This window comes from Microtetraspora niveoalba, from assembly GCF_001570405.1.
Taxonomy (GTDB): domain Bacteria; phylum Actinomycetota; class Actinomycetes; order Streptosporangiales; family Streptosporangiaceae; genus Microtetraspora; species Microtetraspora niveoalba.
Genome location: NZ_BBYM01000016.1, coordinates 168,982 through 190,141 on the forward strand (window position 1 = coordinate 168,982; position 21,160 = coordinate 190,141).

24 protein-coding genes are annotated in these 21,160 nt (G+C 72.6%); 12 read left to right on the plus strand and 12 right to left on the minus strand.

Annotation, left to right across the window (positions count from 1 at the left end; all coding sequences use genetic code 11):
* Positions 1-23: 23 nt before the first annotated feature.
* A complete protein-coding gene (locus AWQ70_RS16490) occupies positions 24-647 on the plus strand; it encodes a TetR/AcrR family transcriptional regulator (RefSeq protein ID WP_067176784.1) in 624 nt (207 codons plus the stop codon).
* A gap of 102 nt (positions 648-749) precedes the next feature.
* Here the strand turns inward: AWQ70_RS16490 and AWQ70_RS16495 are convergent, their stop codons facing one another.
* A complete protein-coding gene (locus AWQ70_RS16495; protein ID WP_067176890.1) occupies positions 750-1,013 on the minus strand; it encodes a metal-sensitive transcriptional regulator in 264 nt (87 codons plus the stop codon).
* Positions 1,014-1,211: 198 nt separating this feature from the next.
* On the opposite strand from AWQ70_RS16495, the gene AWQ70_RS16500 reads away from it, so the two are divergent.
* Complete coding sequence (locus tag AWQ70_RS16500) at positions 1,212-2,366, plus strand: ADP-ribosylglycohydrolase family protein (RefSeq protein ID WP_067176787.1); 1,155 nt, start codon at positions 1,212-1,214, stop codon at positions 2,364-2,366.
* A 103-nt stretch (positions 2,367-2,469) separates the two neighbouring features.
* Here the strand turns inward: AWQ70_RS16500 and AWQ70_RS16505 are convergent, their stop codons facing one another.
* The 10 genes from AWQ70_RS16505 to AWQ70_RS16550 form a co-directional block, all read right to left on the minus strand.
* Positions 2,470-4,734, minus strand: a complete 2,265-nt coding sequence (locus tag AWQ70_RS16505; RefSeq protein WP_067176790.1) for a heavy metal translocating P-type ATPase — start codon at positions 4,732-4,734, stop codon at positions 2,470-2,472.
* A gap of 29 nt (positions 4,735-4,763) precedes the next feature.
* Positions 4,764-5,753 carry a DUF8832 domain-containing protein gene (locus AWQ70_RS16510; RefSeq protein ID WP_067176794.1) on the minus strand — a complete coding sequence of 330 codons (990 nt, stop codon included), beginning with the start codon at positions 5,751-5,753 and terminating at the stop codon, positions 4,764-4,766.
* A complete protein-coding gene (locus tag AWQ70_RS16515) occupies positions 5,750-5,959 on the minus strand; it encodes a heavy-metal-associated domain-containing protein (RefSeq protein WP_067176893.1) in 210 nt (69 codons plus the stop codon). Before AWQ70_RS16515 ends, AWQ70_RS16510 begins: the two co-directional genes overlap by 4 nt.
* A gap of 159 nt (positions 5,960-6,118) precedes the next feature.
* Positions 6,119-6,400, minus strand: coding sequence for a metal-sensitive transcriptional regulator (locus AWQ70_RS16520; protein ID WP_067176896.1), 282 nt, complete (start codon positions 6,398-6,400; stop codon positions 6,119-6,121).
* A 315-nt stretch (positions 6,401-6,715) separates the two neighbouring features.
* Positions 6,716-8,143: an MFS transporter gene (locus AWQ70_RS16525; protein WP_067176797.1), complete on the minus strand. Its 1,428-nt coding sequence runs from the start codon at positions 8,141-8,143 to the stop codon at positions 6,716-6,718.
* Positions 8,144-8,672: 529 nt separating this feature from the next.
* Positions 8,673-8,900, minus strand: coding sequence for a heavy-metal-associated domain-containing protein (locus AWQ70_RS16530; protein ID WP_245646991.1), 228 nt, complete (start codon positions 8,898-8,900; stop codon positions 8,673-8,675).
* Positions 8,901-9,576: 676 nt separating this feature from the next.
* The gene (locus AWQ70_RS16535; RefSeq protein ID WP_067176804.1) at positions 9,577-10,002 is read right to left on the minus strand and encodes an NUDIX hydrolase; all 426 of its coding nucleotides are present in this window, start codon (positions 10,000-10,002) and stop codon (positions 9,577-9,579) included.
* 228 nt (positions 10,003-10,230) lie between these two features.
* Entirely contained in the window at positions 10,231-10,710 is a 480-nt protein-coding gene (locus AWQ70_RS16540; RefSeq protein ID WP_067176808.1) for a hypothetical protein, read from the minus strand.
* A 180-nt stretch (positions 10,711-10,890) separates the two neighbouring features.
* Positions 10,891-11,256, minus strand: a complete 366-nt coding sequence (locus AWQ70_RS16545) for a GntR family transcriptional regulator (protein ID WP_067176811.1) — start codon at positions 11,254-11,256, stop codon at positions 10,891-10,893.
* On the minus strand, positions 11,253-12,137 hold the full coding sequence (locus AWQ70_RS16550) for a hypothetical protein (protein WP_067176815.1): 885 nt from the start codon (positions 12,135-12,137) through the stop codon (positions 11,253-11,255). Before AWQ70_RS16550 ends, AWQ70_RS16545 begins: the two co-directional genes overlap by 4 nt.
* A gap of 391 nt (positions 12,138-12,528) precedes the next feature.
* On the opposite strand from AWQ70_RS16550, the gene AWQ70_RS16555 reads away from it, so the two are divergent.
* The 6 genes from AWQ70_RS16555 to AWQ70_RS16580 all read left to right on the plus strand — a co-directional run bounded on the left by AWQ70_RS16555 (position 12,529) and on the right by AWQ70_RS16580 (position 17,229).
* The gene (locus AWQ70_RS16555; RefSeq protein ID WP_067176899.1) at positions 12,529-13,230 is read left to right on the plus strand and encodes a response regulator transcription factor; all 702 of its coding nucleotides are present in this window, start codon (positions 12,529-12,531) and stop codon (positions 13,228-13,230) included.
* Entirely contained in the window at positions 13,227-14,504 is a 1,278-nt protein-coding gene (locus AWQ70_RS16560) for a sensor histidine kinase (RefSeq protein ID WP_067176818.1), read from the plus strand. Before AWQ70_RS16555 ends, AWQ70_RS16560 begins: the two co-directional genes overlap by 4 nt.
* Before the next feature lie 109 nt (positions 14,505-14,613).
* Positions 14,614-15,579, plus strand: coding sequence for a GlxA family transcriptional regulator (locus AWQ70_RS16565; RefSeq protein ID WP_067176820.1), 966 nt, complete (start codon positions 14,614-14,616; stop codon positions 15,577-15,579).
* Between the two features lie 2 nt (positions 15,580-15,581).
* Entirely contained in the window at positions 15,582-16,205 is a 624-nt protein-coding gene (locus AWQ70_RS16570; protein WP_067176823.1) for a DJ-1/PfpI family protein, read from the plus strand.
* 199 nt (positions 16,206-16,404) lie between these two features.
* Entirely contained in the window at positions 16,405-16,725 is a 321-nt protein-coding gene (locus AWQ70_RS37660) for a helix-hairpin-helix domain-containing protein (protein ID WP_169808684.1), read from the plus strand.
* Between the two features lie 126 nt (positions 16,726-16,851).
* Positions 16,852-17,229 carry a PepSY domain-containing protein gene (locus AWQ70_RS16580; protein WP_067176826.1) on the plus strand — a complete coding sequence of 126 codons (378 nt, stop codon included), beginning with the start codon at positions 16,852-16,854 and terminating at the stop codon, positions 17,227-17,229.
* 202 nt (positions 17,230-17,431) lie between these two features.
* Here AWQ70_RS16580 and AWQ70_RS41235 read toward each other — a convergent pair whose 3' ends face one another.
* Complete coding sequence (locus AWQ70_RS41235) at positions 17,432-17,830, minus strand: zinc ribbon domain-containing protein (RefSeq protein WP_306303403.1); 399 nt, start codon at positions 17,828-17,830, stop codon at positions 17,432-17,434.
* Positions 17,831-18,035: 205 nt separating this feature from the next.
* On the opposite strand from AWQ70_RS41235, the gene AWQ70_RS40545 reads away from it, so the two are divergent.
* The 4 genes from AWQ70_RS40545 (at position 18,036) to ureA (ending at position 21,081) form a co-directional block, all read left to right on the plus strand.
* Positions 18,036-19,253 carry an MFS transporter gene (locus AWQ70_RS40545; protein ID WP_067176829.1) on the plus strand — a complete coding sequence of 406 codons (1,218 nt, stop codon included), beginning with the start codon at positions 18,036-18,038 and terminating at the stop codon, positions 19,251-19,253.
* Positions 19,254-19,284: 31 nt separating this feature from the next.
* Complete coding sequence (locus AWQ70_RS40550; protein ID WP_067176832.1) at positions 19,285-19,488, plus strand: pentapeptide repeat-containing protein; 204 nt, start codon at positions 19,285-19,287, stop codon at positions 19,486-19,488.
* A gap of 282 nt (positions 19,489-19,770) precedes the next feature.
* Positions 19,771-20,733: an urea transporter gene (locus AWQ70_RS16595; RefSeq protein ID WP_245646992.1), complete on the plus strand. Its 963-nt coding sequence runs from the start codon at positions 19,771-19,773 to the stop codon at positions 20,731-20,733.
* Between the two features lie 42 nt (positions 20,734-20,775).
* Positions 20,776-21,081 (plus strand): urease subunit gamma, encoded by a 306-nt coding sequence (ureA, locus tag AWQ70_RS16600; RefSeq protein WP_067176835.1) that lies wholly within the window; start codon positions 20,776-20,778, stop codon positions 21,079-21,081.
* Positions 21,082-21,160 lie beyond the last annotated feature (79 nt).

Below are 21,160 nucleotides of genomic sequence, written 5' to 3' on the forward strand. Positions count from 1 at the left end.
TAACAAGTTGCTATGCTGAACGGGTGACAGGACTTCGGCGGCTGAAGCGGCAGCGGACCCATGACGCGATCTCCACCGCGGCGATCTCGCTGTTCCTGGAGCGCGGCTTCGACGAGGTGTCGGTCGCCGAGGTCGCGGCGGCCGCGGAGGTGTCCAAGCCCACGCTGTTCAAATACTTCGCGACCAAGGAGGACCTCGTCCTGCACCGCATCGCCGACCACCGCGGCGAGGCCGCCCGCGTCGTACGGCGTCGCGCGCCCGGGGCGGACCCGCTGGCCGCGCTGCACGCGCACTTCCTGGAGGGGCTGGCGCGGCGCGACCCGGTCACCGGGCTGAACGACGACCCAGAGGTGATCGGCTACCACCGGATGGTCTTCTCGACCCCGAGCCTGGCGGCCCGGCTGTTCCATCACATGGCCGCCGACGAGGAGGCGCTCGCGGACGCGCTCCGCGAGGAGACGGACGACCTCACCGCGCGGCTGCTGGCCGGACAGGTGATCGCGGTCCAGCGTGTGCTCGCGCGCTGCAACTGGGCCGCGCTGGCCGCCGGGGCGAGCGCGGACGCGACGTACCCGTCGGCCGTCGCCGCCGCCGACCACGCGTTCGCCCAGCTCCGCCATGGAGTGGGCGCGATCTCCCCCACCTGAGCGACCCGCCGTCACCGCCGGGGAGGGACGCACGCGAAATACACCGGGAGGGTACGCGCGCGATCACGAAGGCCGCGGCCGGGGGCCCATCAGGGCCGGGGCTCAGGCGAGAGCCAGGAACAGCTTCTCCAGCTCCGCGACGCTCATCGGCGGCTGCTCACCCCGCTCCTGGGCGGCCTGGCAGTGCCGCAGGCCACTCGCGACGATCTTGAAGCCGGCCCGGTCGAGCGCCTTGGAGACGGCGGCGAGCTGGGTGAGCACCTTCGTGCAGTCCTCCCCCGCCTCGATCATCGCGATCACACCGGCGAGTTGACCGTGCGCCCGCTTGAGTCGCGTCACCGCGTCGCCGACCATCGACTCGTTCATCTCCACGCGTTCAACTTACCCCTGGGGGTATAGCCCGGCAAATCAGACATTTCCCCCACATGTCCGCGAAACAGCGCCTTCTGTCGCTACGGTCGGATGCGACCCGTACGGGAGAACACGCCGCCGCGTCCGGTATCCGCGGCGGGCGGCGCACCATGACCACCAGACCTGTGACACCAGACAGCGAGGCGAGCGAGCGTGAAGCCAGAGGCCGGGGCACGAGACGGCACACCGCGGGACGGCGCGGCCGGGGACGCGGGCGGAGGCGCGGCAGCCGGCGTCCCCGCCTACGCGGACCGGGTGCGCGGCAGCCTCCTGGGCGGGGCGATCGGCGACGCGCTCGGCGCCCCCGTGGAGTTCGACTCGATCTCCACGATCCGCGCCGTCCACGGCGCGGCCGGCGTGACCGATCTCGTCCATGACCGGCACGGCGGCCTGGGCCTGGTCACCGACGACACCCAGATGACGCTGTTCACCGTGGAGGGGCTCATCCGCGCCCACCTGCGATCCCGGAGCACCGGCGTCGGCGGGGAGGAGGTGCGGATCATGCGCAACGCCTACCTGCGCTGGCTCGACACCCAGAACCACCGGCGTCCGCCGTCCGCCGACGACGTCGTACGCACCGGGCGGCTCCGCGAGGAGGCGTGGCTGTACTCCCGGCGCGCGCCCGGGAACGCCTGCCTGTCCGGGCTGTCCACCGAACTCGGCCCGCTCGCCGCGCCCGGGGCGCCGGGGCCGGTCAACCCCCGCTCCAAGGGGTGCGGCACGGTGATGCGGTCCGCGCCGTTCGGGCTCGCCGCCGGCGACCCGGGGCGGGCGTTCCGGCTCGCGGCCGAGTGCGCCCAGATCACGCACGGCCATCCCACCGGCTATCTCGCCGCCGGCGCCTTCGCCGCGCTCGTCGCCTCTCTCGTACGGGGCGTTCCGCTGGAGCGGGCCGTCCGGGACAGCCGGGAACTGCTCGGCGAGCAGCCCGGGCACGAGGAGACGAGCGCCGCGCTCCGGGCCGCGGTCGCCCTGGCCGCCGAGGGGGACCCGTCGCCCGAGGCGGTCGAGTCCCTCGGCGGCGCGTGGGTCGCGGAGGAGGCCCTGGCGATCGCCGTCTACTGCGCTCTCGTGGCCGGGGACGACATGGAGCGCGCGCTCCTGCTGGCGGTCAACCACTCAGGCGACAGCGACTCCACGGGCGCCGTCTGCGGCAACATCCTCGGCGCGTGGCACGGAGAGGCCGCGCTCCCCCCGCGCTGGCTGTCCCGGCTCGAAGGCCGGACGTCCATCGTCCGGCTCGCCGACGACTTCGTCACCGCGTTCACCGGCGGCGACCTCCCCTCCGACGCCTATCCGGGCCGCTGATCCGGGGCCCGCGAACCGTCCGGAAACGCGAACGGCGGCCCTCGGAGAGGTTCCGAGGGCCGCCGTTCGCTTCACCGCCCGTTCCGCCGGGCGGCCGCGGCCTCTACTTGAAGCCGCGCAGCCGGAGGCTGTTGCTGACCACGAAGACCGACGAGAACGCCATCGCGGCGCCCGCGATCATCGGGTTGAGCAGCCCGGCGGCGGCCAGCGGCAGGGCTGCCACGTTGTAGGCGAAGGCCCAGAACAGGTTGCCCTTGATGGTGCGCAGCGTCCGCCGGGACAGCCGGATCGCGTCGGCCGCCACCCGCAGGTCGCCGCGGACCAGGGTGAGGTCGGACGCCTCGATCGCCGCGTCGGTGCCGGTCCCCATGGCGAGGCCGAGGTCGGCCTGGGCGAGCGCCGCGGCGTCGTTGACGCCGTCGCCCACCATGGCGACCGTACGGCCCTTCGCCTGGAGGCTCTTGACCACGTCGACCTTGTCGGCCGGCAGCACCTCGGCGATGACCTCGTCGATGCCGACCTCGGCGGCGACGGTGCGGGCGACGGCCTCGTTGTCGCCGGTGAGCAGCACGGGGGTCAGCCCGAGGGCGCGCAGCTCCCGGATGGCCTCGGCCGAGGTGGCCTTGACCGTGTCGGCCACGACGAGCACGGCGCGGGCGGCGCCGTCCCAGCCGACCGCGACGGCGGTGCGGCCCGCGGCCTGGGCCGCCTCGAACGCCCGCTCCAGCTCGACCGGGAGGTGCTGGGACCACTCGGCGAGCAGCCGGGGACGACCGACGAGCACCGCGTGCCCGTCCACGATGCCCTGGACGCCGAGCCCTTCGACGTTCGCGAAGTCCTCCGGCGTGGGCAGCGCGCCGACCCGGTCGGTCGCGCCCCTGGCGACGGCCTGCGCGATCGGGTGCTCGGAGGCGTGCTCCAGCGCTCCGGCCAGGCGCAGCACCTCGGCCTCGTCCTCGCCGTCGGCCGTGTGCACCTCGACGAGGGTCATCTTGCCCTCGGTGACGGTGCCGGTCTTGTCCAGCACGACGGTGTCGATCTTCCGGGTGGACTCCAGCACCTCGGGGCCCTTGATCAGGATCCCGAGCTGGGCTCCCCTGCCGGTCCCGACCAGCAGCGCGGTCGGGGTCGCCAGGCCGAGGGCGCACGGGCAGGCGATGATCAGCACGGCGACCGCCGCGGTGAACGCCGCGCCCACACCGTCCCCGGTGCCGAGCCAGAAGCCGAGTGTGCCGAGGGCGAGGGCGATCACGACCGGGACGAAGATCCCGGAGATCCGGTCGGCCAGCCGCTGCACCTGCGCCTTGCCGGTCTGGGCGTCCTCGACCAGCTTGGCCATCTGCGCGAGCTGGGTGTCGGAGCCGACCCGGGTGGCGCGGACCACCAGGCGGCCGCCGGCGTTGACGGTCGCGCCGGTCACCGCGTCTCCGGGCCGTACCTCGACGGGGACGGACTCGCCGGTGAGCATCGAGGCGTCGACCGCGGAGGTGCCCTCCTCGATCACGCCGTCGGTGGCGATCTTCTCGCCGGGACGGACGACGAAGCGGTCGCCGACCACGAGCCGGTCGCTCGGGATGCGGACCTCGGCGCCGTCGCGCAGCACGGCGACGTCCTTGGCGCCCAGTTCGAGCAGGGCCCGCAGGGCGGCGCCCGCGCGGCGCTTGGACCGCGCCTCGAAGTAGCGTCCCGCGAGGATGAACGCGGTGACCCCGGCGGCGGCCTCCAGGTAGATGTTCCCGGAGCCGTCGCTGCGCTGGATCGTGAAGTCGAAGGGGTGGGTCATTCCGGGGGTGCCGGCGGTGCCGAAGAACAGCGCCCACAGCGACCACCCGAGCGCGGCGATCGTGCCGAGCGACACCAGCGTGTCCATGGTGGCCGCGCCGTGCCGCAGGTTGGTCCAGGCCGCCTTGTGGAACGGCCAGCCCGCGTACACCACGACCGGGGCGGCCAGTGTCAGCGACAACCACTGCCAGTTGGTGAACTGCAGCGGGGGGATCATCGCCATCGCGATCACCGGCACCGCCAGCACCAACGAGGTGATCAGCCGGGCGCGCAGCGGCCGCAGCTCGTCCTCGGGCTCCTCCGCCGTGGCCGCTCCCCCGGTCTCCTCACGGGGCGGGGCGGGCAGTTCGGCGGTGTATCCGGCCTTCTCCACCTCGGCGACCAGGTCCGCGGGGGCGACGCCCTCGGGGAAGGTGACCTTCGCCTTCTCGGTGGCGTAGTTCACCGTGGCGGTCACGCCGTCCAGCTTGTTGAGCCGGCGCTCGATGCGGTTGGCGCAGGACGCGCAGGTCATGCCGCCGATCGAGAGCTCGACCGAGCCGTGGGGCCGCCCTTCGGCGGTGGACGGCTCCGTGATGGTGGACATCGTCTCTCCTCTCTCGCGTCACGCCCGCGTCAGTGCGCGTGCCCGCCGTGTCCGCCGTGGCCGCCTGCCTGCCCGGCGGTCGCCGGGGCGCCGTCCGCGTGGACGGTGAAGTCGGCCGTACGGACCTTGCCGCCGTGCTGGAAGTCCAGGAAGAGCCGGTAGTCGCCGCGGCTGGGGACCTCGGCGTAGAAGACGATCTCGGGGCCGGGGCGGGTGGCGCCGTCGCCCGGCTCTCCGTCGGGGTGGACGTGCAGGTAGGCCAGGTCGCCGCCGCGCAACGCCACCAGGTGCCCGTACGCGCCGAGGTAGGGCTGGAGGTCGGTGACGGGCGCGCCGTCCTTGGCGACCTTGAGGGTCAGACGGCTCGCCTGACCGGGGACCAGGTCGCCGTCGAGGGTGACAGTGTATCCGTCCACCGTCGCGGTACGGCTCTCACCCGGCAGGCCCTTCGGCGCGTAGTCGCCGGAGGCGTACAGGTCGGCGCCGAGGGTCATCCCGTCGCCGCCTTCGGGGGCGAAGTCGGCGAACATCCGGTACGCGCCCGCCCCGGGGAGGGTGAGCGGCACCGACCAGACACCGCCTCCGGCCTCGACCGGGTGCAGGTGCTGGAAGTGGGAGAGGTCCCTGGAGACCAGGATGAAGTGAAGCTTCTTGTCGTGCTGAACCTGGTAGGCGGTCACCGGCTCGCCGTCGGGACCGGTCACCGTGAACCGGAAGTCGACGCTCTTGTCCGGCTCGACCTCGGTCGTGACCGGGGTGAGCGTGTAGCCGTTCTGGGACACCTGGAGCCCTCCTGGGATGGACGCCGAGCCGGCGGGGGTCGCCTGGCCGGCGGAGTGATCTGAGCCGCCCTCAGCGGCGCCGCCGGGGTGGGCGGCGCCGGAGTGGCCGGGGGCGGCGTGCTCGTTCGTGACCGGCCGGTCGCCGGTGCCGCCCACGGCGGTGCCGACTCCGAAGGTCGCGCCGAAGATCACGGCGAGTCCGGCGGCATAGGCTCCGAGCTTGGCGGGGGTGTTCATCGATCCACCACTTCGTATCCGGCCTCTTCGACCGCGGCGGCGATCGCGGCCGGGTCGAGGGGGCCGTCGCTGTCAACGGTCACCAGGCCGGTGGCGAGGTCCACCTCGACGCCGGTGACGCCGGCGACCTCTCCGACCTCTTCCTTGACCGAGCTGACGCAGTGGCCGCAGGTCATGCCCTTGACGGTGTAGGTGGTGGTGGTCACATCGATCACTCCTGTCGTAGTCGATTGGTTGGTCGTCCAAGCCGGTGGTTCTGGGGGCGGGCCGTCCGTCGGGGCCGTTCCGCCTCGGCGTGCCTTCCGCCCCGGGCCCCCGCCCGGAGCTTCGTGCCCGTCGGGTGCGTCGCCGTCGGCGGGTGAGGGTCAGGAGCGGACGAGGCGGGCGACGGCCTGGGAGGCTTCCTTGATCTTGGCCTCCGCCTCCGCGCCCCCCTTCGCCGTGGCATCCGCCACGCAGTGGGCCATGTGCTCGTCCAGAAGGGCGAGGGCGAAGGACTGGAGGGCCCGGTTGGCCGCCGACACCTGGGTGAGGATGTCGATGCAGTACTTGTCCTCTTCGACCATCCGCTGCAGGCCCCGGATCTGGCCCTCGATCCGGCGCAGCCGCCGGAGGTGCTCCTGCTTGGTGTCGCTGTATCCGGCCATCTCCCCGCCCCTCTCGATCGCGCTGTCGAACACTATAACACCATACCCCCCTATGGTATTTCCGTGAGCGGGGCCGGAACCTGGGCGTTTTCCGGCTTCCGGCTTCTTTGTGACGCACGCCACTCTCGCGACCCCTCGCCGCGTACCGCAGGCCGTCGCCCGGCCATGGCCGGGCGCGCCCGCGCGGCGAGCGGCGCCGGCGGGCCCACGTCGGGACGCACAGCATCGGGAGACACAGGCTTCGGGGGGCACACTCTCGGCCGGCCGGGCGCCGGTGGGGGCGCGCGAGGGCGCGCGCCCCGGACCGGCGAACGGTCACGCCCCGACGGACGACGGCTCCGGACGGCCGCTCTCCTCGGCCGCGGCCTTCCTGCCGCGCATGAGCAGCAGGGTGAGTACGGCGCCGACCACGGCCACCGCGGCGGCGCCGATGAAGGCGGCGTGGAAGCCGTCGGTGAGCTTCGGCAGGTTCCCCAGCTCGGCCGCGCCCCGCGAGGTCGCGATCGCCGTCATGACCGCCAGGCCGAGCGCCGACCCGACCTGGTACGTCGTGTTGACGATGCCCGAGGCGAGGCCGCTCTCCTCCGGACGGGCTCCGGACATGGCCGACATCATGGCGGGGATGTAGGCCAGCGACATGCCGACCGCCGCGACCAGCGACGCGGGCAGCACGTCGGAGGCGAACGCCCCGTCCGGCCGGACCAGCGACAGCCCCGCGACACCCGCCGCCAGGACCAGCAGGCCGATCACGATGAGCGGCTTGGCCCCGAACCGGCCCAGCAGCCGGGCGGTGATGCCGATCATGAAGATCATGATGGCGACCGTCATGGGCACCAGGGCCGCACCGCTCGGGAACGCGCCGTACCCGAGGACCTGCTGCAGGTAGAGGTTGAGGAAGTACCACATGGGGATCCACGCCGCGCCGAGCAGCGCCATCGCCAGGTTCGCGGTGGCCAGGCCCGGGGTGCGCCAGATGCGCAGCGGCATGAGCGGCTCGCGGACCACCCGCTGGACGACGAGGAACAACGCCAGCAGCGCGGCCGCGCCGACGGCCTGCGCCGTGGTCGCCCCGGCGCTCTGCTCGGGGGCCCGGACGATCGCGAACACGGCGAGGGCGACACCGGCGGTGACCGCGACCGCGCCGAGGATGTCGACCGACCCCCGCCTGCCCTGCACGGACGGCAGCAGCGCGGGCACGGCGGCCAGCGTGGCCAGGCCGATCGGGATGTAGACGATGAACACCCATGGCCAGCTCAGGTACTCGGTGATGACGCCGCCGAGGAACACGCCCGCCGTGCCGCCCGCCGGGGCGGCCGCGCCGTACAGGGCCATGGCCTTGCCCAGCTCGCGCTGGTCGTGGCCGAACAGCATCATCAGCAGCGTCATCGCGGAGGGCGCGATGAGCGCGCCGCCGACTCCCTGCACCGCCCGCCCGGCGATCTCCGCGGCGGGGCCTCCGGCCACGGCGGCGACGACCGATCCGGCGATCAGCACCGCCCATCCGGCGACGAACACCTTGCGTGCGCCGAGCAGGTCGGACAACCGCCCGCCGAGCAGCAGCAGGCCGCCGAAGGCGATGACGTACGCGTTGAAGACCCACTGCAGGTCACCCTGCGAGAAGCCGAGGTCTCGCTGCATGTCAGGTAATGCGACACCGATGATCGACGTGTCCATGATGACCATGAACTGGGCGGCGGCGAGCACGATGAGCGCCTGCCACCGCCGGGGATTGACGGCATTCATGCCTGTCTCCTGGTTCTTCGCACCATAGGATGCGAAAGGGGGATTGGTGTGATGACGAGTCGGACCTGACCCCAGGTGGGCGTGCACGGCAATGCACGCCCACCACGTGTGTTCGGGTGCCACGGAAGCGGTGCTCCCGCCGCTGATCGTTCGAGTTCCTTGAATGCGGCGCTCCCGCCGCTGATCGTTCGGGCGTCTCCGCGTTCGGCCCCCTCGGAACCGATGCCGACCGCGCCAGAGGCGGCCGTGTTTCGGACGCCCTGGACGTTCGGCACCACGCCTTCGTGCACCCGGAGCGCCGCCCTCGCACCCTCACGTTCCGATGCGCCGGAAGTGTCCCCTCCGGCATCGCGTGAGGAACGGGCGCGGGCGCTCTCCCGGTCTATCCGGTCTCCGGGCGAAGCCGCGGGCGGGCCGCAGTGTTCCCATCGCGCCCGCCCGTGCGCAAACCACCCGGCCCCACGCCTGACGCGAGGCCGGCCTGGGCCCACGGCCGGAGCGAGCCGGCCGCGGCCCGGGCGACGGCGACCTAGGCCGGCGAGCCGACCAGTTCGTAACCGGCCTCCTCCACCGCGGCGCGGATCTCCTCGTCGGAGTACCCCGCACCGTTGACGGTTACGGCACCGGCCGCGAGGTCGACCGACACTCCGGTGACCCCGGCGACCTTGCCGATCTCACCGGAGACCGACGAGACGCAGTGGCCGCAGGTCATGCCGCTGACCGAGTACGTCCGCGCGTCGCCCTCAGCGATCGCCACGGACGTGGTGGCGCCTTCTGCGCTGCCGCAAGAGCATGCCGTGCACATGATTGTGACCCCTCTCGTTCCAATACCCTTGGGGGGTATCTCTCGATCGAGAACGTAGCATACCCCCTAGGGGTTTATCAAAGCGGTGTCGGTCACGACTTTTTCGACGCCCATACGGAACAACCCCGGCGTCCGGCACGGCCGGGGCCACGTACAGATGGGCGGGGTCGCGTCGGCCGATCCCGGCCGTCCGCGCCGGGGCCTCCTCAGCAGGGATTCCGCGCCGCGCCAGGGCCTCCTCTACCGCGGCTCAACGCCATCCCCCCAACCGGGCCCCGCCCGCTCCGGGACTACCTCAGCAGGGGCCAGCGCCGCGCCAGCCGATCCCGGCGCCCGCACCAGAGCTCTCTCAGCAAGGGTTCAGGGCCGCACCAGCCCATCCGGGCCCCGCCCGCTCCGGGACCACCTCAGCAGGGGCCAGCGCCGCGCCAGGCGATCGAGGCCGCACTGAGGCGAGCGATATGTCGCGGGCACGCCTCTCGGCATCGCAGGCGGCGGGTCGCCTCCGCCAGCAGGCCCGGATTCGGCCCGGGTATCCGTACGTTCCGATCCACGGTCCGTGCCGGAGGCCCGCCACGCGCGCCACCGGCACCGTTCGCGGCCGCCGCCTCCTCCTCCGGCTCGCGGGTCAACCGATGCGGCTCAACCAGGCGTCCTGAGCGTCGGCCAACCGTTCAGCCAGGGGTATCGGGACGAAGCGGCACGCGAACTCGAGACCGGCGTCCTCGCCATCACCGTGTACGTGGTGGTGCCACGCGTCAGCGCTGTCGGGATGGGCCGCGAGCTGGAAGAACGTCGTCTGCCGCGGCTGTCCGGTATCGGCATGCGGACTGTCGTCCACCGCGATCGGCCGGATGACGGAGACCTCGGTCAGGCCGGTCTCCTCCGCGACCTCGCGCAGGACAGCCTGTTGCAGGCTTTCGTGCGGCAGAACCCCTCCCGCGGGCACTTGAGTGCCGGCTTCGGGCATACCGACGTGATCGAAGACAAGGAGCTCCGGGGTGGATCGGTAACGGATCACATACGCGGCGATGCGGATTCGCGGACGAGGCATCCATCCATCGTCGCAAAACGATCGCGAAGCATTCGCCGAAACCGCGGGCTCGGGCGCACTGCGCGGGCCGGATGTCCGTGGAACGACGGCGGGTATGCCGGCGTTCACCTGGACAAGCGGCGGAACGACGTGTACATGTCAGCGTCCACCTGGACGAGCGGCGGCTGAGCCCACTCGCGATGATCGCGGCCCACTCCGGCGAGTGCTCGTGATCGTCACCGGCCCGGCTCAGTCGTGCTCGACTTTCGTGGACGGCACAGGCTGTCCACCGGAGCAGCTGACCTTCACGGTGACCTTGTCGGCCTCGGACTCGAACTCCAGGGAGACCTCATGATCCGGTCCCCGTTCCACGTCGTCGACCGCGTACCCCTGGCCGGGGCTCCAGGAGAGCAGCGAGGCCGTTTTCCCTTCACAACTCGCCACGAAGGAGCCTCCTGGGATGGTGAAGGCGCGGGTGCCCCCGCCGCCTGTGACCGTCGCGGACGGCCCCGGCGTAGGTGCGGGTCCGGTGGCGGTGGGGGTGGGGCTGGCGGTGGCGGTGGCGGTGGCGGTGGCGAGCGCCCGGTCCACGTCGGCCTGGCTCATCGGCGAAACCACTCGCTGAGTCAGCCCTTCTCCCAGCAGTGAGATCGCCCAGGTGCTGGTCACGGTGGCGACAGCGGCGGCGATCAGCCAGCCGAGGATGCCGATAAGTGAGCGCCGGTTCACGAAGCCAGCCTGCCAGGCCGAACGCTAACGCTTCGCTAAATCCCGCCCAACCTCGGCGACGCCGGTCCCCGTTCCGCTGGACTCTCCCGTGAGCCGGGCCGGGTTCCGAGCACGGCTCCCGGCGCCGGACATCGGGACGATGCTCGGCGTACGCCAGGAGTCGTCGGCCCCGTACATGCGTCAGGGCTCGGCGGGGAGGTCCTTGAGGGTGGCGACCGCCTCCTCCACGGTGCCGCCGAGCCGGATCACTTCGGCGAGGTAGGCACGGGCGTGCTCCCTGATCAGGGTCTCCCGTGCCGTTCGGGGCTCGGGTTGCGCCAGCACACGGGTGCCGCCGCCTCGCTTCCCCGTGACGTATCCGCCCTGCTCCAGCTCCTTGTACGCCCGTGCCACCGTGCCCGCCGCCAGGCCGAGGTCAGCGGCGAGCTGCCGGACCGGGGGCAGCCGAGTGCCCGCTCCCAGCACGCCGCATCTGATCAACTCCGCGAGCTGCGCCCGGATCTGCTCGTACGGCGGGGACGGGCTGGTGACGTCGACCTGGATCATGACGCCCTGATCCGGGGACGGGAGAGCAGCTCGGCCAGGTACCAGGTTGTGGAGGCGACGGCGAGGAGGGCGACGCCCAGGAGCGCGAACCCGGCCGGCACGGCCCAGCCGGCGAGGTCGCTCTGCCGGAAGAGGGCGCCGGCCGCGACGACGGAGACACCGGTCAACGGCAGGGCCACGCAGAGGCCGTAGGCGGCGGTGACGACCTGAGCGGAATGAGCACGCTGCGCGTCGTCCACCGCCGTGGCCACCGGGTCGAGCCCCGGGCGTCCGCGCTGGACGACGCGGTGGATCACCAGAGCGGAGAGCAGGAACGCCACCGCCAGCACGGCCAGCATCGGCCACGCGTAGAACCAGCCGGGCCACGGACCGGCCGCGCTGTGCATCGTGCCGTCATCGCTGCTCATCGCCAGCACCCGCCCGGGCCGGCCGAGGTCGTCGGCGCTGCCCGCGGCGGAGGTCACCGCCAGCAGCACGACGGCGATCAGCGAGAGCACGGCGGCCAGCGGCGCCGAGAATCTCGGCAGATAGTCACGGGCTCGTCGTGTCTCCAGTGACGCACCCCGCAGCGGACCATGGGGACGCGGCGTGGTCAGCTCGCCGAGTAGGGTGCCGAGCAGGAGTCCGGCGCCCAGCACCGGCGCGGCCAGCATCGGCCCCACGCCGAGCCCGTCCCAGGCGAACACGAGCCAGGCGCCCGCGACTCCGGCCGCCAGCCCGGCGAGCCTGGCCCACAGAAGCCGGCCCGTGGTGGTGCGCAACACGGCCGCGTCGCCGCCGGGCGGCAGCCGCACCACCCGGCCCAGCGACATGAGCACCGCGAGAAGCGCGGCGACGAGCACGAGGAACACCGCGAGGGCGAGAACGAGAACGCTGGCCATGCCGGCTCCTTTGTATCAATCGGACGATACAAAGAGTGCCCCACTCGGCCGCTTGTCGCAACTCGTTGATACAAACGCGGCTGCGCCCGCACCGCCGCCCAAGGGTTCGACGTCTCCCCCGAAGAGGCTCAGGCGTCCCCACCGGGGGGCACGGATTCTCCATACAAGGGGCCCGGGCGCCTCCGCCCAGAGGGCTCGGTGTCTCCCCCAAGAGGGCTGGACGCATCTGCCCCGAAGGCGCGGACGCCTCCACTCCAGACCCAGGCGTCTCCGCCCGAGGGACGCGGGTTCCTCTGCGCAAAGGTGCGGACGCTAACTGTTCGCTAAATCTCCCTCAACGCGAGGAGGAAAGGGACAGATCTACCGTCGCTTCCCGGTTAACGTGTTCAGCGTGGCGCAACTCCTGCTGGTGGAGGACGACCCGGCCGTCCGGTCCGCCCTGATGCGAACCCTCACCGAGCGCGGCCACGCGATGACCTCCGCCTCCACCGGGATGGCGGGTCTGCGCATGGCAGTGGACGACCGCCCCGACCTCGTCGTCCTGGACCTCGGCCTGCCGGACGTGGACGGCTACGAGATCATCCGGATGCTCCGCGCGGTGAGCTCGGTGCCGCTGATCGTCGCCACGGCACGCGACGACGAGCTGGAGATCGCCCGGGTGCTCGACGCCGGGGCCGACGACTACCTCGTCAAGCCGTTCGGCGCCGTGCAGCTCGACGCGCGCATCCGCGCCGTGCTGCGTCGCCTGCAGGGAGGCGAGGACGACGGCATGCGGCCGCTGACCGTGGGCGAGCTGCGCCTCGACCCGCGCGGCCGCGAGGTGACGATCCGCGGCAGGACGCTGGACCTGCGGCCCAAGGAGTTCGACCTGCTCTGTTACCTGGCCGCGCGCCCCGGCCAGGTGGTCAGCAAGCGCGAGCTGCTCACCCAGGTCTGGCAGGTGCCGTACGGCGGCGCCGACAAGACCGTGGACGTCCACCTGTCGTGGCTGCGCAACAAGCTCGGCGAGTCCGCGCAGGAGCCCCGTTACATCAGGGTCGTCCGAGGCGTCGGGGTCAAGCTGGTGGATCCCGGGGAGCATCCCGGCGCATGAGACGGCGCCTGCTCGTCCTGGTGGCGTCGACGGTGTCCCTGGCGCTGGTGGCCTTCCTCGCGCCGCTGGCGTTCCTCGCCGGCGTGCTGGCCGCCGACCGGGCCACGGCCGACGCGCTCGTGCGCGCCCAGTCGCTGGTGCCCGTCGTCTCGGCCGGCGGCCGCGAGGGGCTGGAGCTGGCGGTGGAGCAGGCCAACAGCGCCGGCGGATTCCCGCTCACGGTCTTCCTGCCGTCGGGCCGCCCACTGGGGGCGCCCGCCGCCGAGTCGGACGCGGTCCGCCTCGCCTTCACCGGGCGGAGCCTGACCGCGGAAACCCGCGGAGGGCGGGAGATCCTGGTGGCCGTCCAGGGCACGTCGGCACGTACGGCGGTCATCCGCACGTTCGTCTCGGACGCCGACCTGAGCCGGGGGGTGGTCCGCGCCCGCGCGATCCTCGGGCTGCTCGGCCTCGGGCTGCTCCTGATCAGCCTGGTGGTCGCCGACCGGCTGGCCCGGTCGCAGGTCCGCCTCGTCTCGGGGCTGGCCGGTGTCTCGCACCGGCTCGCGGCCGGCGAGCTGTCCGCCCGCGCGCCCGTCGAGGGCCCCCCGGAGGTACGCGATGTCGCGACCGCGCTCAACCGTCTCGCCGGGCGGATCCTCGTGCTGCTCGCCCAGGAGCGCGAGGCGGTGGCCGACCTGTCCCACCGGCTGCGTACGCCGCTGACCGCGTTGCGGCTGGAGGCGGACGCCCTCCCGGAGGGCGAGCAGTCGGCCCGGGTCGCGGCGGCGGTGGAGTCCATGGAGCGGATGGTCACCCAGGTGATCAAGGAGGCGCGGCGGTCCCGGCAGGACGCCTCCGGCGTGTGCGACGCGGCTCTCGTGGTCGCGGAACGGCTGGACTACTGGTCGATGCTCGCGCACGACCAGGAGCGCCAGGTCGTCCGGGACCTCGCCGGGCCGCCGCTTCCCGTCGGGCTCGCCGCCGAGGCGCTGGCCACCGGTGTGGACGCGCTCCTGGAGAACGTGTTCGCGCACACCCCCGAGGGCACCGCCTTCGCCGTCCGGCTCACCGCCCGGCCGGACGGCGGGGCCGTGCTCGTGGTCGAGGACGAGGGGCCCGGCTTCGGCGGGGGCGACCCGGCGCGGCGCGGGGTGAGCGGCGGCTCGTCCACCGGTCTCGGGCTGGACATCGCCCGGCGTGCCGCGGAGCGGTCGGGCGGCTCGCTCGACACCTCCGCGGGATCCTCCGGCGGCGCCCGGGTCACCGTGGAGCTCGGCCCTCCCCCGCGTTAGCCGCCCCCGTACCCGCGACGATGCCGCCGCGTGACGGCCGTCGAACATGGCACGAAATGCAATGATCGTGGCGTTGCGGCCATAACGGACTGACGACCAGGATGAAGTCGTGCCCCGCGACGTCGTCCTTGTGATCTTCGATGGCTTCCAGCTGTTCGACCTGGCCGGCCCGGCCGACGTGTTCGCCGCCGCGAACCTGCTGCTCCGCGCCGACGGCTACCGGCTGCGCGTGGCCGCCGTCCGGAGCGGCACCGTGCCGGCGCACAACGGCATCGACGTCGTCGCGCGGCTCCCGCTCGGCGAGGTCGCGGAGCCGGTCGACACCCTGCTTGTCGTGGGCGGGTTGTCCGTGCCGGGCCACCTGCGGGACCGGGAGCTGGTCGGCGGGATCGCCCGGCTGGCCCGTTCCGCCCGCCGGGTCGCGTCGGTGTGCAGCGGGGCGCTGCTGCTGGCCGAGGCCGGGCTGCTCGACGGCAGGCGCGCCACCACGCACTGGCTGACCGCCGACGAGCTGGCCTCCCGTTATCCCGGCGTCCGGGTCGAGGCCGACTCCATCTACGTCCGGGACGGAGACGTGTGGACCTCCGCCGGGGTCAGCGCGGGAGTCGACCTCGCCCTCGCCCTGGTGACCGAGGACCACGGGCACCGTCTGGCCCGGGGCGTCGCGCGGGGCCTCGTGGTGTACCTGCACCGGCCGGGCGGGCAGAGCCAGTTCAGCGCGCCGCTGCGCGCGCTGACCCCGCGCAGCGAGCCGCTGCGGGAACTGCAGGCGTTCATCGACGCCAACCCGGGCGAGGATCTGAGCGTTCCGGCCCTCGCCCGGCGCGCCGGGATGAGCCCGCGCCACTTCTCCCGGGTCTTCACCGCGCAGACGGGCGTGCCGCCCGGCCGGTACGTCGAGCGCAGCCGGGCCGACGCGGCCCGGCGCCTGCTGGAGACGACCGACCACCCGCTGGACCGGGTCGCCCGCGAGTGCGGGCTGGGGGCTCCGGAGACCCTCTACCGCGTCTTCCGCCGGCACTGGCGGATCTCACCCGGCGATCATCGCCGCCGATTCCGTGTCAAGGAGAGCTGACCATGCACGTCGCCATCCCCCTCTATCCCCGGTTCACCGCGCTCGACGCGGTGGGGCCGTACACGGTGCTGGCCTTCGCGCCCGGCTGGCGCGTCACCTTCGTGGCCGCCGAGCCGGGACCGGTGGTGGACGACCGCGGTTCCCTCGCCCTCACCGCCACCGAGCGCCTCGCCGATCTGCCGCGTCCCGACGTGATCGTGGTCCCCGGCGGGCCCGGGACGGTGGACGCGCTGTCCGATCAGTCCCTCGTCTCCTGGATCGCCCACGCCCACGAGCACGCGCGGTGGACGACCTCGGTGTGCAGCGGCTCCTTCCTTCTGGGCGCGGCCGGGGTGTTGCGCGGCCGCCGCGCGACCACGCACTGGGGCTGGCTGGACCGGCTCGCCGGCTTCGGCGCCGAGCCGGTGAGCGAGCGGGTGGTCGCCGACGGCACCGTGCTGACGGCCGCGGGTGTCTCGGCCGGGATCGACATGGCGCTCACCCTGCTGGCCGAGTCCACCGATCCCGTGACGGCCCAGGCGGTGCAACTCGCCATCGAGTACGACCCGAGCCCGCCTTTCCGCGCGGGCTCGCCGAAGACCGCGCCGGACGGGCTCGCCGAGCGGGCCCTGGGCCTGATCGGATGACTCCGAGGGACCGAGGCGCACGCCGAGCAAGGACCATCCGGGTGCGGCTCGTCCGCGTCGCCCTGTGCTGCCGCTTCTCGCACGAGCACGCGTGATGGCCGAAATCTACAAGACGGCGGGCGGAGATCCGGGGATGCTTGGAAGGAAACGAGGTCCACCGGATCCCCCTCTCGTGAGGGGATCCGTGCAAATGGAGAGGATGGCGCAGATCATGTCACCGACCGAGCCGAGCTCGCGCCATGGCGATACCGGCGATGGCCGTCCCGTTCAGTCGCTTGCGAACGTGGGCCCGAAGGTGGCGGAGCGATTCCAGCGGATCGGCATCTCGACAGTCGGCGAACTCCGAGGGGCGGACGCCGTCGAGCTGTTCGAACGGATGCAGGCGGTAGCCGGGCACCCGGAAGACCCGTGCCTGCTGGACACGCTCATCTCCGCGGTCCGGCAGGCCGACGGTGAGCCGGCACGTCCGTGGTGGGAGTACACGCCCGAGCGTAAGCGGCTGCTTGAGGGGACGGCATGAGCGGCGTCATCCGCGTCGGCGCCTCGCCACGGTTAACCCGTCGTTAGGGTTCCCGCAGCGCACCGCTAGGGCGCCTCCCGGCAGGCTTTCGGTGTCAGCAAGGACACCGAACGCACGGAGGTAAGAATGCGCAAGCTCACGATCGTCGCGGGACTCGCCGCGGCGGCCGCCATCACCGCCGGGGGGACCGCGGCCTTCGCCGCGGACCAGGCTCCCGCCTCCTCCGCGTCCGCCGCGGGGGCGCCCGCTCCCAAGCGGCCGGCGGTCTCGAACGAGCAGGCGGTGCGCGCGGCCCTGGCCGAGGTCCCCGGCGGCTGGGTCACCGCCACCGAGCTGGAGCACGAGCACGGCCGCCGGGTCTGGGAGATCGAGGTCCGCGCCTCCGACGGCTCCCAGCGGGAGGTCACGGTCGACGCGGTCAAGGGGTCCGTCCTCCGCAACGAGGCCGACCACGACGACGACCGCGACGACGACGGCCACCGCCGCCACTCCGACGACGACTGAGGTCCGCCGCCACTCCCCTCGCGGCCGCGCCCGGCCGGCACGCCGTACGGCTCCGGGCCGCCCCCGGAGTAACGGCCCAGCGTCCTCGTGGCCGGGATCCTGCCGTGGCCAGAGGCGCGCACCGTAGAACTGAAGCGCCAAGCTTGCAGTTCCTCGCCATCGATGACTTCGACGGTTCAGGCAGCGTCATCGGCAGCGTGACTCACTGCCCAGCCCGCGACACCGCGCACGGCGATGTCGCGGGCTGCGTCAACGTCGGCATGCTCGGCGGAGCCGCACGACGAACAGGCGAAGGTTTCCTGTCGGGCCGGTTCCTCTCACCCACATGCCCACATGATGAGCACGCCTGCGAGGTGTAGGCCGGATCCACATGGATCACGGCGACCCCGGCGCGGGCCGCCTTGCCCTCCCTGCCCGCGCTCTGCACGGTTCCCGCCGAGTCGGCCGTCCACCTTGGCAGAACGTGTACGGCCGGGGTGGACTCACAAGATCGATATACCGCGCGTATACCGCCTTTCCGATGCTGAGACCTGAAAGCGAACGAGATCGCGAAGGAGTGATGGTTCATGCGCAATATCGTCATCTGGAACGCCCCGGACATCGTCTGGCAGTAGAAGCGCCGGACCGCAGGGCGCTTCTTGATCCGACTGGGCGTGACGAGTCGCTCGGTTCCCGTGTCGCCGGCGGAATCGTGAACCTTCGTGCAAGGTGATCGCCCCAAGACGGCGCCGGAACCGACGAACCTCGAGTCCCGGCCGGGTGGCGCACCCCACCGCGCCACCCGGCCTGTAGGAAAGGACGGGCGAATGGCCGCGACAGGGGAGCGCTCCGCGGCGTTCCGCGACGTGCTGGCCGTGCCGGAGTACCGGAGTCTGTGGCTCTCCGGCCTGATCTCCCGTGCGGGAGACCAACTGGCCCGGGTGGCGCTCGCCGTGCTCGCCTACCGTCTGACCTCGTCCGCGGCGGTGACCACCCTCACCTATGCGCTGACGTTCGTCCCCTCACTGATCGGCGGGCCACTCCTCGGAGGCCTCGCCGATCGGTTCCCGCGCCGGCGGCTGATGATCGTCTGTGATGTGGCCAGAGCGCTGCTGGTGGGGATCATGGCCGTTCCGCAGGTCCCCTTTCCGGTCCTGTGCGTGCTCCTCTTCGCCGTCCAACTGATCGACGCGCCGGAGAAGACCGCGCGGATCGCCACCACGCCCGACGTGCTCGACGCCCGGCTGTACGTCACAGGGGTCACGCTCGCCCAGATGACCTCGCAGCTCACCACGCTGGTCGGGTTCGGGGTGGGCGGCCTGATCGTCACGGCCATCGGCCCGCACGCGGCGCTGGGCCTCAACGCTCTCTCATTCGCCCTGGCCGCGCTGGTCGTGGTGACAGGCGTCAAGGAACGGCCGGCCTCACGGACCGGCCGGGTCGTCTCACTGGGCGAGATGGCGACCGGCGTCGGTCTGATCGTCGGAGATCGGAGGCTGCGCGGCCTGCTCGCGTTCGCCCTCCTCGCCACCTTCTCCATCGCTCCCGAGGGGCTGGCCATACCGTATGCGGCCGCCCTGGGCGGCGGGACCGTCGAGGCAGGCATCCTGCTGTGCGCCATCCCCGCCGGCAGCGTGGTCGGGATGTATCTGGTCAGCCGGCTGTCTGCCGGGTTGCCCGCACTGGCACCGCTGGCGGTGGTCTCCTGCCTGCCGCTCGTGGTCAGCGCGCTCGAACCGGGCATAGCGGTCTCCGCCGCCGCCTGGTTCCTGACCGGCGTCATGTCGGCCTACCAAGTGATCGCCAATGCCGAGTTCGTCCGCGTCGCCCCACCGGAACGGCGCGGCCAGACGGTCGGCGTGGCCGCCTCGGCGCTCACCGCCGTGCAGGGCATCGGCGTGCTGCTCAGCGGCCCCCTCGCCGACCTCACCGGCCCACCGGCCGCGATCGCGGTGTACGGCCTGGCCGGCACGATCGTCGCCCTCCCCCTTGCGGTGGCCTGGCGCCGGGACCGTGCCGCTGTGCCCCAACCACAGAGCCGGTAGCCGTCCGCCGCACCGCTTCCGTACGCCGAACGTGCGGGGCGTTCGCTTCGAGCGCTGCGACCTGACGAGGGCGCAGTTCTCCCAGGCCCAGATGGACGGAGCCCGATTCGCCGACTGCACCCTGGTGGGGATCGGCGGCGTGACCAGCCTCAAGGGGGCGATCGTCAGGAGCCAGGACGCCCAGGGTCTGCTCTACGTCCTGGCCGGGGCGATGGGCATCACCATCGAGGAATAGGCCTGCCGCCGTCCCCCGCCCGCACGAGGCGGCCGGGGCCGTCGGCCCGCGCTGGGGCGGGGCCGCGGGCCGACGGCCGAGGGCTCAGGGCCGAGGGGTCAGGGCCGACGGCCGAGGGGTCAGGGCCGAGGGCTCAGGGCGGTGAGCTGTGAGGGCAAAGTCTTGTCCCCTATCGGGTCCCTTCATGGCCGGGCCGGGCGTCCGGCCGCGGGTGCCAGGAAATAGAGGCCGCGGGGAGCAACTCCCTCGCCTCGGTATCCCGTGTCCCTGGGAGGCCCGTTCTTGTCACCCGCGCCCCTGCCCCGGATCGCCGAGGCGATGCGCCGCCCGCCGCTGGCGGCGCTGCCGCCCGTCGTCCGAGGGATCGGCCAGGTCGACTTCATGGCGAGCTACTGGACCGGGGTGCTCTTCATCGTCGCCCTGTTCGTCGGCGGCTGGCAGTACGGCGTGTTCGGGCTGCTCGGCGCCGGTGTCGCCACTCTCACCGCGTACGTGTTCGGCGCCGCCACCGACCGGATCAGGCTCGGGCTCGAAGGCTTCCCCGGCACCCTCATCGGCGTGGCGTTCGTCCTGTACCTCGGGGCGAGCTGGGTGACCCTGCTGCTGACGATCGGGGGCTGCGTCGCGGGGAGCGTGCTCACGTCCGCGATGAACGCCGTGCTCACGCCGTACAACCTGCCGACCCTGACCGCGCCGTTCTGCGTGATCACCACGGTGATGCTGCTCGCCTCGTACGCGTTCCAGAACGTGCGGCGGGGAGCGATCCACCCCGCGCCGCCGTCCGCCGCGCACGGCGGCACCGCCCTGTCCTGGAACGACGTCTGGCAGGGGATGTTCCGCGGGATCGGCCAGATCTTCTTCCAGGACAAGTGGTACGTCGGGCTGATCTTCCTGGTGGGCCTGCTGGTGGCGAGCCGGGTCGCCGCCGTGGCGGCCGTGCTCTCCAGCCTGCTCGGCATGTTCGTCGCCTGGGCTCTCGGCGCCCCCGCGGCCCACGTCGCGGCCGGCCTGTACGGCTACAACGCGGTGCTCACGGCGCTGGCGATCTGCGGCGTCTTCGTGGTCCTGTCGCCGCTCGGCGTCCTGTACGCCGCCATCGGCGCGTCCGCGGCCACCGGCCTGACGGCGGCCGTCACCGACTTCTTCCTGCCGTTCGGCGGCCACACGCTCACCTGGCCGTTCGTCCTCGTCACATGGGTGTTCCTCGCCGCCGTCCCCGTGCTCTCCCGGCTGCGTCGCGTGTGACCGGGACGGGGACCGGCGGGGGGACGCGAGAAAGGGAGTCCGATGAACCTCGCACCACGCGAAATCGACAAGTTGATGATCTACGTCGTGGCCGACCTGGCCGCCAAACGCAGGGAACGCGGGCTGAAGCTGAACTACAGCGAGGCGGTGGCGCTGATCAGCGCGGCCATCCTGGAGGGGGCTCGCGAGGGCAAGAGCGTGGCCGACTGCATGGAGCTGGGCAAGCACGTCGTCGGCCCCGACGACGTGATGGCCGGGGTGCGCGAGATGCTCCACCTCATGCAGATCGAGGCCACCTTCCCCGACGGCTCGAAGCTCGTCTCCTGCCACGACCCGGTGGGCGGCTGAGGCGCCGCGATGGGTGCGGCGTCGGGCGTGACGCAGGCGGTCACGGGGGCGGTCACGGGCACGGGGGCGGGTACGGGGG

What these genes read in the sequence shown, in the direction of transcription:
- AWQ70_RS37660 (WP_169808684.1), top strand. Translation starts at nt 16,405, where the DNA reads ATGGCGCAGATCATGTCACCGACCGAGCCGAGCTCGCGCCATGGCGAT.
- AWQ70_RS16580 (WP_067176826.1), top strand. Translation starts at nt 16,852, where the DNA reads ATGCGCAAGCTCACGATCGTCGCGGGACTCGCCGCGGCGGCCGCCATC.
- AWQ70_RS16505 (WP_067176790.1), bottom strand. Translation starts at nt 4,734, where the DNA reads ATGTCCACCATCACGGAGCCGTCCACCGCCGAAGGGCGGCCCCACGGC.
- AWQ70_RS16535 (WP_067176804.1), bottom strand. Translation starts at nt 10,002, where the DNA reads ATGCCTCGTCCGCGAATCCGCATCGCCGCGTATGTGATCCGTTACCGA.
- AWQ70_RS16545 (WP_067176811.1), bottom strand. Translation starts at nt 11,256, where the DNA reads ATGATCCAGGTCGACGTCACCAGCCCGTCCCCGCCGTACGAGCAGATC.
- AWQ70_RS41235 (WP_306303403.1), bottom strand. Translation starts at nt 17,830, where the DNA reads ATGTCCGGGGCGTTCCAGATGACGATATTGCGCATGAACCATCACTCC.
- AWQ70_RS16550 (WP_067176815.1), bottom strand. Translation starts at nt 12,137, where the DNA reads ATGGCCAGCGTTCTCGTTCTCGCCCTCGCGGTGTTCCTCGTGCTCGTC.
- AWQ70_RS16525 (WP_067176797.1), bottom strand. Translation starts at nt 8,143, where the DNA reads ATGAATGCCGTCAATCCCCGGCGGTGGCAGGCGCTCATCGTGCTCGCC.
- AWQ70_RS16520 (WP_067176896.1), bottom strand. Translation starts at nt 6,400, where the DNA reads ATGGCCGGATACAGCGACACCAAGCAGGAGCACCTCCGGCGGCTGCGC.
- AWQ70_RS16560 (WP_067176818.1), top strand. Translation starts at nt 13,227, where the DNA reads ATGAGACGGCGCCTGCTCGTCCTGGTGGCGTCGACGGTGTCCCTGGCG.
- ureA (WP_067176835.1), top strand. Translation starts at nt 20,776, where the DNA reads ATGAACCTCGCACCACGCGAAATCGACAAGTTGATGATCTACGTCGTG.
- AWQ70_RS40545 (WP_067176829.1), top strand. Translation starts at nt 18,036, where the DNA reads ATGGCCGCGACAGGGGAGCGCTCCGCGGCGTTCCGCGACGTGCTGGCC.
- AWQ70_RS16510 (WP_067176794.1), bottom strand. Translation starts at nt 5,753, where the DNA reads ATGAACACCCCCGCCAAGCTCGGAGCCTATGCCGCCGGACTCGCCGTG.
- AWQ70_RS16570 (WP_067176823.1), top strand. Translation starts at nt 15,582, where the DNA reads ATGCACGTCGCCATCCCCCTCTATCCCCGGTTCACCGCGCTCGACGCG.
- AWQ70_RS16495 (WP_067176890.1), bottom strand. Translation starts at nt 1,013, where the DNA reads ATGAACGAGTCGATGGTCGGCGACGCGGTGACGCGACTCAAGCGGGCG.